This is a genomic window from Streptomyces sp. M92 (assembly GCF_028473745.1).
GTDB lineage: Bacteria > Actinomycetota > Actinomycetes > Streptomycetales > Streptomycetaceae > Streptomyces.
Window position 1 is genome coordinate 7,302,350 of the sequence record NZ_CP101137.1, and the last position, 16,303, is coordinate 7,318,652.

Annotated in this window: 17 protein-coding genes; 11 read left to right on the plus strand and 6 right to left on the minus strand. The window is 71.0% G+C overall.

Features of this window, described 5'->3' with window-relative positions; translation table 11 throughout:
* The first annotated feature begins 40 nt into the window (after positions 1 to 40).
* The gene (locus M6G08_RS33680) at positions 41 to 1,798 is read left to right on the plus strand and encodes an LCP family protein (RefSeq protein ID WP_272590912.1); all 1,758 of its coding nucleotides are present in this window, start codon (positions 41 to 43) and stop codon (positions 1,796 to 1,798) included.
* A gap of 77 nt (positions 1,799 to 1,875) precedes the next feature.
* Positions 1,876 to 3,489, plus strand: coding sequence for an LCP family protein (locus tag M6G08_RS33685; RefSeq protein ID WP_272590913.1), 1,614 nt, complete (start codon positions 1,876 to 1,878; stop codon positions 3,487 to 3,489).
* An 80-nt stretch (positions 3,490 to 3,569) separates the two neighbouring features.
* Here M6G08_RS33685 and M6G08_RS33690 read toward each other — a convergent pair whose 3' ends face one another.
* Positions 3,570 to 4,616 (minus strand): glycosyltransferase family 2 protein, encoded by a 1,047-nt coding sequence (locus M6G08_RS33690; protein WP_272590914.1) that lies wholly within the window; start codon positions 4,614 to 4,616, stop codon positions 3,570 to 3,572.
* A gap of 139 nt (positions 4,617 to 4,755) precedes the next feature.
* On the opposite strand from M6G08_RS33690, the gene M6G08_RS33695 reads away from it, so the two are divergent.
* Positions 4,756 to 6,258 carry an LCP family protein gene (locus M6G08_RS33695; RefSeq protein WP_443048994.1) on the plus strand — a complete coding sequence of 501 codons (1,503 nt, stop codon included), beginning with the start codon at positions 4,756 to 4,758 and terminating at the stop codon, positions 6,256 to 6,258.
* Positions 6,259 to 6,270: 12 nt separating this feature from the next.
* Here M6G08_RS33695 and M6G08_RS33700 read toward each other — a convergent pair whose 3' ends face one another.
* Positions 6,271 to 7,557: an LCP family protein gene (locus M6G08_RS33700; RefSeq protein WP_272590915.1), complete on the minus strand. Its 1,287-nt coding sequence runs from the start codon at positions 7,555 to 7,557 to the stop codon at positions 6,271 to 6,273.
* A 119-nt stretch (positions 7,558 to 7,676) separates the two neighbouring features.
* Between M6G08_RS33700 and M6G08_RS33705 the strand changes: the two genes are divergently transcribed.
* Complete coding sequence (locus M6G08_RS33705) at positions 7,677 to 8,243, plus strand: acyl-CoA thioesterase (protein ID WP_272590916.1); 567 nt, start codon at positions 7,677 to 7,679, stop codon at positions 8,241 to 8,243.
* Here M6G08_RS33705 and M6G08_RS33710 read toward each other — a convergent pair.
* Positions 8,197 to 8,712 carry an ATP-binding protein gene (locus M6G08_RS33710; protein WP_272590917.1) on the minus strand — a complete coding sequence of 172 codons (516 nt, stop codon included), beginning with the start codon at positions 8,710 to 8,712 and terminating at the stop codon, positions 8,197 to 8,199. The genes M6G08_RS33705 and M6G08_RS33710 overlap by 47 nt on opposite strands.
* A 224-nt stretch (positions 8,713 to 8,936) precedes the next feature.
* Between M6G08_RS33710 and M6G08_RS33715 the strand changes: the two genes are divergently transcribed.
* Together M6G08_RS33715 and M6G08_RS33720 are read left to right on the plus strand one after the other, a co-directional pair.
* Positions 8,937 to 9,791 (plus strand): helix-turn-helix domain-containing protein, encoded by an 855-nt coding sequence (locus tag M6G08_RS33715; RefSeq protein WP_272590918.1) that lies wholly within the window; start codon positions 8,937 to 8,939, stop codon positions 9,789 to 9,791.
* 11 nt (positions 9,792 to 9,802) lie between these two features.
* Positions 9,803 to 9,991 (plus strand): DUF397 domain-containing protein, encoded by a 189-nt coding sequence (locus M6G08_RS33720; protein ID WP_272590919.1) that lies wholly within the window; start codon positions 9,803 to 9,805, stop codon positions 9,989 to 9,991.
* Between the two features lie 89 nt (positions 9,992 to 10,080).
* Here the strand turns inward: M6G08_RS33720 and M6G08_RS33725 are convergent, their stop codons facing one another.
* A complete protein-coding gene (locus M6G08_RS33725) occupies positions 10,081 to 10,557 on the minus strand; it encodes an Lrp/AsnC family transcriptional regulator (protein ID WP_272590920.1) in 477 nt (158 codons plus the stop codon).
* Positions 10,558 to 10,652: 95 nt separating this feature from the next.
* Here M6G08_RS33725 and M6G08_RS33730 point away from each other — a divergent pair, with 95 nt between their 5' ends.
* A complete protein-coding gene (locus tag M6G08_RS33730) occupies positions 10,653 to 11,528 on the plus strand; it encodes an LLM class flavin-dependent oxidoreductase (RefSeq protein ID WP_272590921.1) in 876 nt (291 codons plus the stop codon).
* Positions 11,525 to 11,953: a nucleoside deaminase gene (locus tag M6G08_RS33735; protein WP_272590922.1), complete on the plus strand. Its 429-nt coding sequence runs from the start codon at positions 11,525 to 11,527 to the stop codon at positions 11,951 to 11,953. The genes M6G08_RS33730 and M6G08_RS33735 overlap by 4 nt, the downstream gene beginning before the upstream one ends.
* 134 nt (positions 11,954 to 12,087) lie before the next feature.
* Here the strand turns inward: M6G08_RS33735 and M6G08_RS33740 are convergent, their stop codons facing one another.
* Entirely contained in the window at positions 12,088 to 13,245 is a 1,158-nt protein-coding gene (locus tag M6G08_RS33740) for an acyl-CoA dehydrogenase (protein WP_272590923.1), read from the minus strand.
* A 179-nt stretch (positions 13,246 to 13,424) separates the two neighbouring features.
* Here M6G08_RS33740 and M6G08_RS33745 point away from each other — a divergent pair, with 179 nt between their 5' ends.
* Entirely contained in the window at positions 13,425 to 14,768 is a 1,344-nt protein-coding gene (locus M6G08_RS33745; RefSeq protein WP_272590924.1) for a UDP-glucose dehydrogenase family protein, read from the plus strand.
* Between the two features lie 115 nt (positions 14,769 to 14,883).
* On the opposite strand, the gene M6G08_RS33750 is transcribed toward M6G08_RS33745, so the two are convergent.
* The gene (locus M6G08_RS33750) at positions 14,884 to 15,390 is read right to left on the minus strand and encodes a CGNR zinc finger domain-containing protein (RefSeq protein WP_272590925.1); all 507 of its coding nucleotides are present in this window, start codon (positions 15,388 to 15,390) and stop codon (positions 14,884 to 14,886) included.
* A 110-nt stretch (positions 15,391 to 15,500) separates the two neighbouring features.
* Here M6G08_RS33750 and M6G08_RS33755 point away from each other — a divergent pair, with 110 nt between their 5' ends.
* Together M6G08_RS33755 and M6G08_RS33760 are read left to right on the plus strand one after the other, a co-directional pair.
* Complete coding sequence (locus tag M6G08_RS33755; protein WP_272590926.1) at positions 15,501 to 15,872, plus strand: VOC family protein; 372 nt, start codon at positions 15,501 to 15,503, stop codon at positions 15,870 to 15,872.
* A gap of 34 nt (positions 15,873 to 15,906) precedes the next feature.
* The gene (locus tag M6G08_RS33760) at positions 15,907 to 16,299 is read left to right on the plus strand and encodes a VOC family protein (protein WP_272590927.1); all 393 of its coding nucleotides are present in this window, start codon (positions 15,907 to 15,909) and stop codon (positions 16,297 to 16,299) included.
* Positions 16,300 to 16,303 lie beyond the last annotated feature (4 nt).

Genomic DNA, 16,303 nt, shown 5'->3' on the forward strand with positions numbered 1-16,303 from the left:
CAGAAGGTGCCGCGTGGCCCCTACGGAGGATTGGGAGACCGTGGACGCGCAAGGACGTGGGCGGGCAGACGACGTCGACCCCGCAGACCAGTGGGTACTGAATCCGCGCACCGGTGAATACGAGCTGCGACTGCCCCCTTCCGCACCGCAGTCACCCGTGCCGGGCCCCCGCAGGTCCGCCCCCCGCGACAGCGGCACCCCCTCCCCGGGCGACGGCGGCACCACCGGCACGGCGGGCCGTACGGCCACGCCCGGCCGGGAGGTCCCGCCCCAGCGGCGGCGCCGTTCGGCCCCCGAGGAGCCGGCGCCGGGGCGGCGCGGACGCCGTCCGGCGAAGAAGAAGTCGAAGGGCAGGAAGGCCCTGCTGTGGGGCGGCGGCGGCACCGCGTTCGTCGTCCTCGCGGCCGGCGTCGGCGGTTACCTCTACCTCAAGCACCTAGAGGGCAACGTCACGACGACGGACGTGGGCAGCGCCGGAAGCAGCAGCTTCAAGAAGGACGAAGCCTTCAACATCCTCATCATCGGCACCGACAAGCGCACCGGCGCGGGCAACGAGGGCTACGGCGACAAGGGCAGCGTCGGCCACGCCGACACCACGATCCTGCTGCACGTCGCCGAGGACCGCTCCAACGCCACCGCGCTCAGCATCCCCCGCGACCTGATCGTCGACATCCCCGACTGCGAGGTCACGCAGGAGGACGGCTCGAAGGAGATCGTCCCCGGCGACCAGGACGTCCGTTTCAACCGGAGTCTCGGCGAGGGCGGCCGGAACGCGGGCTGCACCATGCGCACGGTGACGGAGGCGACGGGCATCAAGCCCGACCACTTCATGATGGCCGACTTCAACGCGGTCAAGACGCTCACCACCGCCGTCGACGGCGTCGACGTCTGCGTGGAGCACGCCGTCGACGACCCCAAGTCCCACCTGAAGCTGCCCGCCGGCGAGTCCAAGGTCGAGGGCGAGCAGGCCCTCGCCTTCGTCCGCACCCGGCACGCCTTCGGCAACGAGGGCGACCTGGACCGCATCAAGGTCCAGCAGCAGTTCCTCAGCTCGCTGATGCGGAAGATGGCCTCCGGCGACACCCTCACCAGCCCCACCAAGCTGGTGAAGCTCGCCGAGGCCGCCACCAAGGCGCTGACCGTGGACAAGCCCATCGGCAACGTGGGCACGCTCAAGGACATCGCCCTGGAGCTGAAGAAGGTGCCGACGAAGAACATCACGTTCATGACGGTGCCGGTGATCGACAACCCGGACGAGCCGAAGCCGGTGACGGTCGTCCTCGCGCCGGGCACCGCCGAACAGGTCTTCAACACGATCCGCAACGACGTCTCCTTCACCGAGGTCGAGAAGAAGGAGAAGGCGGAGAAGAAGAAGGAGGCCGCAGCGATCGCCGCCCGTCTGGAGGGGGCGAAGTCCGACCCCTCCGAGATCCGCGTCCGCATCCTCAACGGCGGCGCCCCCGGCGGCAGCGCCTCGCAGGAACTGCGCTACCTCCAGAACGAGGCCGGCGTCACCAAGTCCGAGAACGCGGGCAACGCCGACGCCGAGATCGCCAGGACCACCCTGGAGTACGCCCCCGACCAGGCCGACCAGGCCCGCGCCCTCGCCGAGATCCTCGGCCTGTCCGGCGCCGCCATGAAACCCGGCGAAAGCGTCACCAACGCCCAGGGCCTGCCCACCATGACCCTCACCCTCGGCAAGGACTTCAAGGGCGCCGGTATCAAGCTCGACGCGACATCCGTGAAGACGCCGGACGTGGACAAGACCACGGCCGACCAGAAGCTGTGCGCCAGTTGACCTGACGGGCCCGCCGTACGTCTCACAGGACGGCGACGGGCCCGCGCGGCGGCGCGGGGGCGGGAGGGGACGCGGAGATGACGCGAAGCAGTGTGCAGGGGGAGGAAACGCGGCAGGGTGCACCGGACGCCGCCGAGCGGTCCGGGGCAGCCGTCGACCAGGCCGGCGACGGGGGCGTCGAGGCGGTCGGCAGACGGCGCAAGGGCCGGGGCCGCCGGGTGCTGCGCTGGACGGCGTTGACACTCGCCGTGCTCATAGCCAGTACGGCGGGCGCCGGTTACCTCTACTACGAGCACCTCAACAGCAACATCAGGAAGGACCCGCTGAACCTGGGCGACAGCAAGGTCGCCGCGCCGACGCCGAACGCGGCCGGGCAGACCCCGCTGAACATCCTCGTGATCGGCTCCGACGCCCGGGACAGCGAGGAGAACCAGCAACTGGGCGGCGCCCGGGAGACGTTCGGCTCCACGCCGCTGGCGGACGTGCAGATGCTGGTGCACCTGTCCGCCGACCGCAGCAACATGTCGGTCGTCAGCATGCCCCGCGACACCCTCGTACACATCCCCAAGTGCACCGACCCTGACGACGGGAAGGTCTACCCGGCGAGCGAGGGCCGGACGATGACCAACCAGAGCCTCGGCCACGGCGGGCCCGGCTGCACGGTCGCCACCTGGCAGGAGCTCACCGGCATCCGCATCGACCACTTCATCATGGTCGACTTCGCGGGCGTGGTGTCCATGGCGGACGCCGTCGGCGGCGTCCCGGTCTGCGTGGACGCCAACATCCACTCGCGCGACAGCAAGGGCCACGGTTCCGGCCTGAAGCTGGAGAAGGGCACCCACCCCGTCAAGGGCGAGCAGGCCCTGCAGTGGCTGCGCACCCGTTACGGCTTCGAGGACGGCAGCGACCTCGCCCGGGCCAAGGCCCAGCACATGTATCTGAACTCACTGGTCCGCACGCTGCGCGAGAACGCCACCCTGAGCAGCCCGAACAAGCTGCGCAGGCTCGCCGAGGAGGCCACCCGGGCACTGACCGTCGATCCGGGCCTGGACACCGTCAAGAAGCTGTACGACCTCAGCGACGAACTGCGCGAGGTGGAGCCGGGGCGCATCACCATGACCACGATGCCCAACCGCTACGTGGGCGCCCGCGTGGAGCCCACCGAGGACGCCGGGAAACTGTTCCGGCTGGTGCGCGAGGACATCGCGCTGGACGGCGGGGACGCGGAGAAGAAGAAGCCCTCGCAGGCGCCGAGGGAACCGGCCGACCCCGCCGCACCCGACGCCGAGATCGCGGTCCAGGTCCGCAACGGCACCCGCACCGACACCCTCGCGGCGGCCCGCGGACGCGCGGACACGGTCGCCGGGCTGCTGGTGGAGCAGGGCTTCGGCCAGGCCGTCGCCGATCCCTCGGTGCTGCCCAGCGAGGACCGCACCACCGTCCACTACCCGAGCGCCGACCTCGAGGGCGACGCGCGACGGGTCGCCAAGGCCGTCGGCATCCCCGCGGATGCGGTGCGGCAGTCGACCGACGTCTCGGGCGTCACCCTCGTCGTCGGCGCCGACTGGCGCGAGGGCACGGGGTACGAGGCGCCCGAGTCCGACAACTCGGTCCCGGAGTCGGCCGAGGCGCTCAACGGCGCGGACGACAGCGCCTGCATGCACGTGAACCCGGCGTTCACCTGGTCCTGACGGACGTCACCGCGTCCCAGCGTTCACCTGGTCCTGACGGACGTCACCGCGTCCCGGCGTTCACCTGGTCCTGACGGACGTCACCGCGTCCCGGCGGTCTCCGCGTCCGGCCGGACCGCCGGGCGCCGCGAGGCGATGACCTTCCTGGCCAGCGACTTCGGGCTGGTCAGGAAGCCCCACCCCCAGGACATGTGCATGGTCGCCAGCGCCACCGGGATCTGGGCCCGCGCCTTGAGCCCGAGCCCCTTGCCGGCCGGGAGCGACCCGGCGACGATCGCGGCCAGGTAGCCGCCGGGCACGACGAAGCCCCACGGCGTCAGCGCCGCGCCCACCACCACACCGGCGGCGATCGCGCACACGGCGGTCGGCGGGGCGAGGTAGCGCAGGTTGATGGAACCGGCGTGGTAGCGGGCGACGACGTGCCGCCAGCGGCCGTAGTCCTTGTACTGCTTGGCCAGTGCCCGCACGGACGGGCGGGGCCGGTAGGAGACCCGCAGCTCGGGCGAGAACCAGATCAGACCGCCGGCCTCGCGGATGCGGAAGTTCAGCTCCCAGTCCTGGGCGCGGACGAACTCCTCGTTGTACCCGCCCTGCTGCTCCAGCGCCTCGCGGCGGAACACACCCAGGTACACCGTCTCGGCCGGGGCTGCCTCGCCGCCCGTGTGGAAGGCGGCGTTGCCCACGCCGATCCTCGACGTCATCGCGGCGGCGACGGCGTCCTCCCAGGCGTTCTCGCCCTCGGCGTGCATGATGCCGCCCACGTTCTGCGCGCCGGTCTCCTCCAGGAGCCTTACGGCCGTGGCGATGTAGTTCGGCGACAGCATGCCGTGGCCGTCGACGCGCACGACGACCGGATGGCGGGACGCCTTGATCGCGGCGTTCAGCGCGGCGGGGGTGCGGCCGGTGGGGTTGGGCACGGTGTGGACGCGGGGGTCCTCGGCGACGAGTTCGGCGGCGATCTCGTCCGTGCGGTCCGTGGAGGGACCGAGGGCGATCACGACCTCCATCTCGCCGGCGTACTCCTGGGCGAGGATGGCGCGGACGGAGCCGCGCAGGTGCCGTTCCTCGTTGAGGACCGGCATGATCACGGAAACGGCGGGCAGCCGCACGTCGGACTTGGCGTTCATCGGTGCTCACGTTACCGCGAACGGGGGACACGGGTGCGCGCCGCGGGGGCCGCAGCCCCGGGCCGCAGATCGTATGGGCCTACGGTGCTCACGGATCACACGCCCGGCCGCACGGCCCGTCCCCCGCGGAGGTGTCACCTTGCCCACGCCGCCCCGCTCCCCCCGGGTCCCGGCCGCCACGTCCCGGGGCGTCCCGCCGCCGCAGCGCGGAGCCTCCGGGCGCCCGCCCCGGCCCCCCGTACGGCGGAAGCGGCCGCGCTGGGCCATGCGGGCGGTGACCGCGCTGTCGGTGGTGGTGCTCGCCTCGGCCGGGATCGGGCACGCGGTGCTCTCCGGCCTGGACTCGGACATCACGCGGGTCGACGCCTTCAAGGACATGAAGAACCGGCCGCGGGCCGGCGACGGCATGAACGTCCTGCTGGTCGGTACCGACGGCCGCGACCGGATCAGCGAGGAGCAGCGGCAGAAGTACCGGCTGGGCGGCGCCCCCTGCCACTGCACCGACACGATCATGATCGTGCACATCTCGGAGGACCGGAAGCGCGCCAGCGTGGTCAGCCTGCCGCGCGACTCCTACGCCGAGACGCCCGACCACACCGACCGCACCACCGGCGAGCAGCACAAGGGGCACCCGGTGAAGCTGAACGCCGCCTACGCCGAGGGCGGCCCGCAGCTGACCATCCGCACGGTCGAGAAGATGACCCGGGTGAAGATCGACCACTACCTGGAGGTCGACTTCACCAGCTTCATGAAGACCGTGGACGTGCTCGGCGGTGTGCGGATCTGCACCGCAGAGCCGCTCAAGGACAGCCACACCGGACTCGACCTGCCGGCCGGCACGCACACGCTGATGGGCGGGCAGGCGCTGCAGTACGTCCGCGCCCGGCACCTCGACGGTGCCTCCGACCTGAGCCGGATGAAGCGCCAGCAGCGCTTCCTGGCCGCCCTGATCGACCGGGCGACGTCCTCGGGGCTGCTGCTGAACCCGCTGAAGTTCCGGGACGTCACCCAGGCCGTGCTGGGCTCGGTGCGGGCCGACAAGGGCTTCGGCACCGACGAGATGCTGGCACTGGGGCGGGCGATGCGGAACTTCTCGCCCTCCTCCTCCGAGTTCACCACCGTGCCGATCGGGCAGATGGGCTACGCCGTCAAGGGCGTCGGCTCGACCCTGAAGTGGGACCCCGCCGAGTCGGGGCGGATCTTCGACGCCCTGCGCGAGGACGAGCCGCTGGCCGCGCCGAAGCCGAAGCCGAAGGGCCCGGCGCCCCTCCGGGTCCCGGTGGACCCGAAGCAGATCCGGGTCCAGGTGGAGAACGGCACCCGTACTCCGGGGCTCGGCAGACGCGTGGACGACGCGCTGGCCGCGACCGGCTTCCGCACCACCAAGGCGCCCAGGAACGCCACCGACCGCTCGGTCGAGCGGACCGTCGTCGCCTTCGACCCCCGCTGGGACCGCTCGGCGAAGTCACTGGCCGCCGCGCTGCCCGGCAGCGAGCTGCGGCCGGTCAAGGGCCAGGGCCCGACGCTGAAGGTGATCGCGGGCGCCGGCTTCGAGGAGGTCGTGAAGGTGAGGCCGGCGGACCCGCCGCGGGAGCCGGGCACGGTGGTGCGGGGCGACGAGGTGGTCTGCGGCAAGCAGTGACCGGCGACGGGCTCAGTTGCCCTTCACGGTGACCTTCTCGTCGTTCTTCAGCTGCTCGACCAGCTCCTTCACCGCGGCGTCGTCCCACTTGAGGTTGGAGCCGACACTGCCCGAGACCGGCATGTTCATCGACGTGCCGTCGCCGCCGCTGACGCTCTTCATCGCCCAGAACATGCTCGCCAGGTCGAACAGGCCCATCTCCTTGTCGACGATCAGGGAGTCCAGGCCGGCGCCCATCGTCGGGTACAGCTTGAAGGGGTTCAGCACGGTCGACGGGGTGGCCACCTGGTTGGCCAGCGCCGACAGGAACTTCTGCTGGTTCTTCGTGCGGTCCAGGTCGGAACCGGCCAGCGCGTACCGGGTGCGGACGAAGGCCAGGGCCTCCTCGCCGTTCAGGGTCTGCTTGCCCTTCTGGAAGTCGGCGCCGGACTTCGGGTCCTTGATGTCCTGCGGGATGTCCATCTCGACGCCGCCGACCGAGTCCACGATGTTCGCGAAGCCGGCGAAGCCGATCTCGACGTAGTGGTCCAGGCGCAGCCCGGTGTTGTACTCGATGGTGCGCACCAGCAGCTCCGGGCCGTCCTCCGCGTACGCGGCGTTCAGCTTCACGTGCCGGCCGGTGCCCTCGTACTTCTTGCCGGACTCGGAGCCGACGAAGCTCGGGATCTCGACGTCGGAGTCGCGGGGCAGGGAGATCAGCGTCGACCCGTTGTCCCCGGTGTGCAGGATCATCATCGAGTCGGTGCGCTTGCCCTCGGCGGAACCGGTGTGCAGGTCCTTTTTCTGCTCGTCGGTCATGCCCTCGCGGCTGTCGGAGCCGACGATCAGGTAGTTGGTGCCCTCGCCGGCCTCGGGCCGCTCGATGACCTTGGAGAGGTCGACCTCGCGGTTGAGCTTGGAGTCGGCCCAGAAGTAGGTGCCGACGGTGGTCACGACCAGCGCGGTCACCACGGTGATCGCGGTCCACTTGATCCGCCGCCGCCAGTCGGGCGCGGGACGGCCCTCCCCCTGGCGCGGGCCCGGACCCGCGGGGCCCCGGCCACCGGGGCTGCCGTAGACCTGACCCGTGTTGTAGCCGCTGTCGTAGCCCCCGTGGCCCTGCCCGTCGACGTACGACGGCTGCTGCGGCACCCCGGCGCCGTACGGCGGGGCCGACGGGCCCGGGCCGGACGGCGACCGCGGCGCGCCGCGACGGACCTGACGCATCACACGGGCGCTCTCGGGCCGCGCGCTCGCGCTGCCGCGTCCGTACCCGCCGCCGCGGTTGTCACCGGACCATCCCTCGGGCCAATCGTTCATGCGCACCAGTGTGCCGGTCCGCCCTGAGGGCCGTACAAGGGTCGTCGGAAAATAGGGGCGGCGCTGTTGCGAAGCTGACACAAATTACGCGCCTGTCGTCCCGGCATAAGGTGGAGGCCATGACAGACCAGGCAGAACAGGCCTCGGCCGCGCGGTCGGCGACTCCGGAGATCCCGGGCAAGCCGACCTCGGCGTCCCGCACCACCCTGAGCCACATCATGACCCACAGCGACACCAACCTTTTGGGCACCGTGCACGGCGGGGTGATCATGAAGCTGGTGGACGACGCGGCGGGCGCCGTGGCCGGACGGCACTCCGGCGGCCCCGCCGTCACCGCGTCCATGGACGAGATGGCGTTCCTCGAACCGGTCCGCGTCGGCGACCTCGTCCATGTGAAGGCCCAGGTCAACTGGACCGGCCGCTCCTCCATGGAGGTCGGCGTGCGGGTCATGGCCGAGCGCTGGAACGAGTCCACGCCCGCCACCCAGGTCGGCTCGGCCTACCTGGTCTTCGCCGCCGTGGACGCCGACGGCAAGCCCCGCACGGTCCCGCCGGTCCTCCCCGAGACCGAGAAGGACAAGCGCCGCTACCAGGAGGCCCAGATCCGCCGCACCCACCGCCTGGCCCGCCGCCGCGCGATCATGGAGCTGCGGGAGCGGCGGGTCGCGGAGGGGTACGAGGACTGACCGCCCCCGGGGCGGTCTGGACACACCTCACCTCGAACCAGAGCAGCTTTCCGGCGCCGCGGCCGAGCGGGTCGTCGCCGAGTGACCAGCCGCCCCACGAGTCGGCACACGCCTGTACGAGGTGCAGTCCGCGTCCGCCGTCTGCGGTCTCCGGCGGGACGACAGCCGTACGGCCGCCGTCCGGCGGTTGCGCGAAGGGGGCGGGGATGTGCGGGTGGCTGTCCCACACGCCGACCCGCAGCCGTCCGTCGCTCAGCGCGGTGAGCCGTAGCGAACAGGGTCCGCGCGTGTGCCGGTAGGCGTTGGTGACCATCTCGGACGTCAACAGCTCGACGGTGTCCAGCACTTCGTGCCGACCGTGTCCGCCGAGGGCGGCACGTACGGTCATGCGTGCGACGCGTGCGGCTCTGGGGTCGTGAGGCAGGCGGAGGGCGTACGCCCAGGTGTCGGACAGGGATACGGTGCCCATGGAGGGGCCTCCTGGAGAGAGGGGATCGACGTGCCCAACGGCCGCGCCGCGCGGTGGCTGTGCCCGAGGGGTGCGCTTCCGGCTTAACGGGGCGGGAGGTTGGGCGGTGGAGCGAGACTCACCATAGAGGGTTCGATGTGATAGTTAACATCGAACAGAGCAGAGGATTTACATTTCCCCCGTGTGAGTGACGCGAGGGAGCGCGCCGCGAGGAGAGAAGGACCGTGCCGCCCAGCACCCCGCCCACCCTGCGCCAGCAACGTCTCGGCGTGGAACTGCGCAAACTGCGTGAGCAGTCGGGCCTGACCTCGACCGCCGCAGCGACACTCCTCGGCCTCAAACAGGCGCAGGTCAGCAGCATCGAGTCGGGCCGCTACGCCGTCGGTGCGGACCGGGTGCGCACTCTCGCACGCGCGTACAGCTGCCCCGACGAGGCGCTGGTGGAGGCGCTGGTCGGCATGACGGGCGGCCGCATTCGCGGTTGGTGGGACGAGTACCGGGACTACCTCCCCGTCGGACTGATCGACCTCGCCGAACTGGAGCACCACGCGACCGCGCTGCGCGTGGCTCTCGCGCTTCACATCCCCGCCCTGTTGCAGACCACCGATCACGTCCGGGCGATGCTCAGGGAAGCGGCTCCACCCTTTCGTGCCTATGAGCTCGAACACCGCCTCTCGTATCGCATCAAGCGGCAGGAGGTCCTCCACCGCGCCGGAGGGCTCCCCTACACCGCCCTGGTACACGAAGCGGCACTGCGCATGCAGTACGGCGGGCCGGATGTCGCCCGCGCTCAACTGCTCCACGTCCTCGAACTGAGCGAGCAGGACAACATCACCGTTCAGGTCATCCCTTACGCCTCGCCGCACTTTCCCGGAAACGGCCAGCCCTTCGACTACGCGGTCGGCCCGGTCCCCCAACTCGACACCGTCCAGTTGGACACCCACCACGGAGGCTGCGAGTTCCTGGACGCTGAGGCCCAACTCTCGAAGTACCGGAACCTCCTGGACCGTATGGAGACCTGCGCGCTCGACCCAGCCGCGTCACGCAAGTTCATCGAACACATCGCCCAGAGCCTTTGAACAGGAACGCCGTGCATCCCCTCATCTGGCAGAAGTCCACTTACAGCCCCGACGGCTCGAACTGCGTCGAGATAGCCGTCGGCCCGACCAAGATCCTGGTTCGCGACTCCAAGAACCCGGTCGGTCCCCGACTCGCGCTGCTCCCGACCACGTGGGCGGACTTCACCTCGTACGTGGCCCAAGCCTCCCCCCGCCCCTGACCATCCCCCCGCACCCCGCGAACAACCCACACCCAACTGTCATCCAAGCGCTCATTCGAGCGCCCCGAGGACACTGACAGTCGAAGTGCTCACGCCTGCCTACCGGTATCCACCCGGGGCACTTCCGGGCCGCGGAACGCGAGCGTGCGGCTGAGGACGAGGTTGGTGGTCGTGCTCCCGAACTCGGCGAGTTCGTCGACGACCTTCTCCAGGTGGGCCATCGACGTGGTCGCCACCTTCATGACGTAGCAGTCGTCGCCGGTGGTACGCAGGCATTCCAGGATCTCCGGGCGCTCACCGAGCAGCCGGCGCAACGGCTCGTGCCGGGCCCCCGGCCCCGGGTACTTGAGCCGGACCACCGCCATGACCGGGTGCCCGGTCCGTTCCAGGTCCACCTCCGCCCGGTACCCCGTGATCACCCCGGCCGCCTCGAGCCGCCGCACCCGTTCCTTGGTCGCCGACGCGCTCAGGTTCACCCGCCGGGCCAGTTCCGTGAACGCGATCCGGCCGTCCCGCTGGAGCTCCGCCAGGATGGCCCAGTCCGTTGCGTCGAGGCTCTCGGTCATCCGCCCAATCTACCGGCGGATCCACGGCGCAACCGCCCCTGAACAGGCGGGAATCCCTTCTGGCAGCCCACGCGCCGCGCCTAGGGTTGTGCCTCGTGAAGATCGGAGTGAACGTCCTCAATTTCGGCCCCGGCACCGACCCCGGAATCCTGCGGAGCTGGGCCCAGACCGTGGAGGGCCTGGGCTTCGACCTGTTGATGGTCTCGGACCACGTAGCCATCACGCCCGACGTCGCCGAGCGCTACCCCGCCCCCTTCTACGAGCCCTTCACCACCCTGTCCTGGCTGGCCGGTCTGACCATCCGCATCAGGCTCGGGACGACGGTCCTGATCGCCCCCTACCGGCACCCGCTGCTCACCGCCCGTACGGCGGCCAACCTGCACGAGCTGAGCGGCGGCCGACTCGTCCTCGGCGTGGGGGTGGGCTGGGCACGGCAGGAGTTCGCCGCCTTCGGTGTCCCCTTCGAGCAGCGTGGGCGGCTGACCGACGACCACCTCCGGGACATCCGGGCGGCCTGGGCGGACACCGCCTCCTACGGAGAGCGGCGGGTCCCGGTGTGGGTGGGCGGCAACAGCGACGCGGGGCTGCGCCGGGCCGTACGGCTCGGCGACGCATGGCATCCGCTGCGCCCCACCCTGCCGTGGCTGCGCGAAGCCGTGGCCCGGCTGGAGGCGTACGCCAAGGCGCAGCACCTGCCCGTGCCCGCCCTCGCGCCCAGGATCGCCCTCCGGCTCACCGCCGCTCCGGTCGTCGGGCCGGAACGGCTCGCCGGTGAGGGCACCATCGAGCAGGTCATGGACGACCTCGACCAGTTGCGGCTGCTGGGCGCGGAGTCCGTCGTCCTCGACACCTATCAGGGCGACCCCCGCGAGACCTGCCACCCGCATGCGGCCCGGCAGGCCCTCGCGACCGTGGCCGCGCACTTCTCCGCGCCCCACGCCCCGCCCCACACCGGAACGGAGCAGCCATGACCACGCCCGGCGACCACGCCCTCCTCCGGCGGGCCATCGAACTCGCGGACATGGCACGCGCAAGCGGCAACCCGCCGTTCGGCTCCCTGCTGGCGGGGCCGGACGGGACGGTGCTGGCACAGGAGCACAACACGACCCTCACCGACCGGGACATCACCGCGCACCCGGAACTGAAGCTGGCGAGGTGGGCCGCCCGGAACCTGGACGCGGCCACGGCGGCGCGGACCACGATGTACACCAGCTGCCAGCCGTGCGGGATGTGCGAGGCCGTCATCCAGTGGGCAGGGCTGCGCCGAGTGGTGTTCGCCCTGTCCGGCGAGCAGCTCCTGGACATCAGGCCGGGCAGCGGCCGGCCGCCCGTGCCGCAGGACGGCCCCGCGCTGTTCGACGAGGTACGGACCGTGGTCGAGGGGTACTACCGCTGACGTACTACCGCTGACGTACTACCGCTGACCGCCGCGCACGACATCGCGAGGTCCGGCGCTCTCCCGCGCCCGTACCGTCGGCCATGAGTGGCGGCCCGGAAGGAACAGGGCCGCCGCTCATGCCGTGTGGGGCCCTACGGCAGGTTGCGCGCCATGACGATGCGCTGGACCTGGTTGGTGCCCTCGTAGATCTGCGTGATCTTCGCGTCGCGCATCATGCGCTCCACCGGGTAGTCACGGGTGTAGCCGTAGCCGCCGAGGAGCTGGACGGCGTCCGTGGTGACCTCCATGGCCACGTCGGAGGCGAAGCACTTGGCGGCGGCGCCCTGGAAGGTCAGGTCGCTGTCGCCGCGCTCCGACTTGGCGGCGGCGGCGTAGGTGAGCTGGCGGGCGGCCTCGATCTTCATGGCCATGTCGGCGAGCATGAACTGGATGCCCTGGAAGTCGGCGATCGGCTTGCCGAACTGCTTGCGCTCCTGGACGTAGCCCTTGGCGTAGTCGAGGGCGCCCTGGGCGATGCCGAGGGCCTGGGCGGCGATGGTGATGCGGGTGTGGTCCAGCGTCTTCATCGCGGTGGCGAAGCCGGTGCCCTCCGCGCCGATCATGCGGTCGGCGGGGATGCGGACGTTGTCGAGGTAGACCTCGCGGGTCGGCGAGCCCTTGATGCCGAGCTTCTTCTCCGGGGCGCCGAAGGAGACGCCGTCGTCGGAATTCTCGACGACGAAGGCGGAGATGCCCTTTGAGCGCTTGGCGGGGTCGGTGACGGCCATCACCGTGTAGTACTCGCTGACGCCGGCGTTGGTGATCCAGCGCTTGACGCCGTTGAGGATCCAGTGGTCGCCGTCGCGGACGGCCTTGGTCTTCATGCCGGCCGCGTCGGAGCCCGCGTCGGGCTCGGAGAGGCAATAGGAGAACATGCCGTCGCCCTTGGCGAGCGGGGTCATGTACTTCTTCTTCAGCTCCTCGGAGCCGGAGAGGATCACCGGGAGGGAGCCGAGCTTGTTCACGGCCGGGATCAGGGAGGACGACGCGCAGGCGCGGGCCACCTCCTCGATGACGATCACCGTGGCGAGCGCGTCGGCGCCCGCGCCGCCGTACTCCTCGGGGACGTGGACCGCGTGGAGGTCGTTCGCGGTCAGGGCGTCGAGCGCCTCCTGCGGGAAGCGGGCCTCCTCGTCCACCGCGGCGGCGTACGGCGCGATCTTCGCCTCGGCCAGGGAGCGGACGGCGTCGCGGAGCATGTCGTGCTCCTCGGACGGGCGGTACAGGTCGAAGTCAGCCGATCCGGCCAAGGTCTCTCACGCTCCAAAACGCTGTGATGCTGGGCACGCTAACTACCGTTAAGTAACCCAAATTTTAGAGCCTGCCCCGGTTCGTGGATAGGTGAGCTTGACGACAGCCGACCGCGAGGCTTTCCCGGCGCCCCGGATATGCTCGGGCGCGCACCCCACGCCGTACGTCTGGAGCACCCATGGCCCTCAGGATCACCGTGATCGGCACCGGTTATCTCGGCGCCACCCATGCGGCGGCCATGGCCGAGCTCGGTTTCGAGGTGCTGGGCCTGGACGTGGTGCCGGAGAAGATCGAGATGCTCCAGCGGGGCGCGGTCCCGATGTACGAACCGGGGCTGGAGGAGCTGCTGGGCAAGCACGTCGCCGGGATCGAGGGGTCCAGCGGGCGGCTGCGCTTCACCACCGACTTCGCCGAGGTCGCCGCCTTCGGCGACGTGCACTTCCTGTGCGTGAACACGCCGCAGAAGCACGGCGAGTACGCCTGTGACATGTCGTACGTCGAATCCGCGCTGGCGTCGCTGGCCGAGCACCTGACGGGGCCCGCGCTGGTCGTCGGCAAGTCCACCGTGCCCGTGGGCTCCGCCGACCGGCTGGCCGCCTACCTCGCCGCGCACGCCCCGGCCGGGGACGAGGCCGAGCTGGCCTGGAACCCGGAGTTCCTGCGCGAGGGCTTCGCCGTGAAGGACACGCTGCACCCGGACCGGATCGTGGCCGGTGTGCGCAGCGAGCGGGCGGAGCGGCTGCTGCGCGAGGTGTACGCGACGCCGGTCGCGGAGGGTTCGCCCTTCGTCGTCACCGACTTCCCGACCGCCGAGTTGGTGAAGACCTCCGCGAACTCCTTCCTCGCCACCAAGATCTCCTTCATCAACGCCATGGCCGAGGTGTGCGAGGCCGCGGACGGCGACGTCGCCAAGCTGGCGGAGGCCATCGGGTACGACGACCGGATCGGGAAGAAGTTCCTGCGGGCCGGGATCGGCTTCGGCGGCGGCTGTCTGCCCAAGGACATCCGGGCGTTCATGGCGCGCGCCGGTGAGCTGGGCGCCGACCAGGCACTGACCTTCCTGCGCGAGATCGACTCGATCAACATGCGCCAGCGCGGCCAGATGGTGGAGCTGACCCGGCAGGCGCTGGGCGGCGGCCCGTTCCTGGGCAAGCGGGTCGCGGTGCTCGGCGCCACCTTCAAGCCCGACTCGGACGACGTCCGGGACTCCCCCGCGCTGAACGTGGCCGGGCAGGTCCACCTCCAGGGCGCGCAGGTGACGGTGTACGACCCGAAGGGCATGGACAACGCCCGGCGGCTGTTCCCGACGCTCGGGTACGCCGACTCCGCGCTGGAGGCGGTGCGGGGCGCCGACGTCGTCCTGCACCTCACCGAGTGGCGGGAGTTCCGCGAGCTGGACCCCCAGGCGCTGGGCGAGGCCGTGGCGGCCCGGGTGCTCCTGGACGGGCGCAACGCCCTGGACCCGGTGGCCTGGCGCAAGGCCGGGTGGACGTACCGGGCGATGGGCCGTCCGACGGCCTGACCATCACGCGGCGCGAAGGACGACGCCGGTTCGGCCGAGGCTCAGTCGGCCGAACCGGCGTCGTCCGCATTCTGCCCCAGGCACCGGCCTCGCGGCCGGTGAATCGCTGCGTTCCTCACGTCCCCCTGGCCCGGTACCGGCGCATCTTGGCGCGTGCCCCGCACACCTGCATCGAGCACCAGCGGCCGCGGCCGGCCGGGCTGCGGTCGTAGTACGCCCAGTGGCAGTCGGCCGCCTCGCACGCCTTGAGCCTGGTCCAGGTGCCCGCGACCAGTGCCTCGGCGACGGCGGCGGCGACGCGGGCGGTCAGGGAGCCGTCCCGGGCCGCGGCGAGGGCGGCGGTACCGTCGGCCGGGTCGACGGTCACCACCAGCGGGGCGGCGGCCAGCAGGTCGCCGAGCGGGGTCACCGTGCGGTGCGGCGGGTGGCCGGCGTGGGCGAGCAGGACCGCGCGCAGGGACTCGCGCAGCTCCCGCGCCCCGGGCACGTCGTCCTCCGTGAGACCGAGACCCGCCCGGCCCTGCGGTGTGTCCAGCGAGTCGGCGCCGGTCTCGAGGTCGATCGTGTTCACCAGCTTCTCGACCAGATCCAAGCCCCCCGGTGCGGGCGATCTGTCACTCATGCTTGCGACGTTACCGCCAATGGGCGAGCATGGAGTAACCGTTACCGGTTAACCGGACCTTACGGGTAACCACGCGGTCGACGCGGACCGCGGACTTCAAGGAGGAAGCCATGGCTGTCGCCGAACTGGGCGCCGTCGTCCTGGACTGTCCCGACCCCCACGCCCTGGCCCGCTTCTACGCCGACGTCCTCGGCGGCACCGTCGAGGACAAGAGCGACGGCCAGGACGAGTGGGTCGACCTGAACCTGCCCGGCGGACGGACGCTGGCCTTCCAGGGCGCCCCCGAGTACGTACCGCCCAAGTGGCCCGCCGCCGACGGGGCGCAGCAGTTCCACCTCGACCTCGACGTGAAGGACCTGGACGCGGCGGAGAAGGCCGTGCTGGAGCTGGGCGCGAGGCCGCTGGACGCGGAGGACCGCTCCCGCTCCTTCCGGGTTTACGCGGATCCGGCCGGGCACCCGTTCTGCCTCTGCGCCTGCTGAACACAACCCCTGTCGTCCACTTCGGGAGGGCCTCATGGCACCCGCGGCACATTTCCGTTCCGTCGTCGTCGACTGCACCGAGCCGACCGAGCTGGCCCGTTTCTACGCACAGGTCGGGGGCGGCACACCCGATGAGCGGGACCCCGACTGGGTTGTGCTCGAGGTGCCGGGCGGGCCGCGGCTGTCCTTCCAGCGGGTGGCGGAGCTCACCCCTCCGGAGTGGCCGCGTTCCGACCGCAACGCCCAGCAGCTCCACCTGGACTTCGACGGCGGGGCGACCTGGGAGGAGATGGACGCGGCGCACGAGAAGGTGCTCGCGCTCGGTGCCCGGCCCCTCGACCTGGAGGACCGGGAGAAGAAGGGCTTCATGGTGTACGCCGATCCGGCGGGGCATCCGTTCTGCCTGTGCCGGATCGAGCACGCCTGAGCCC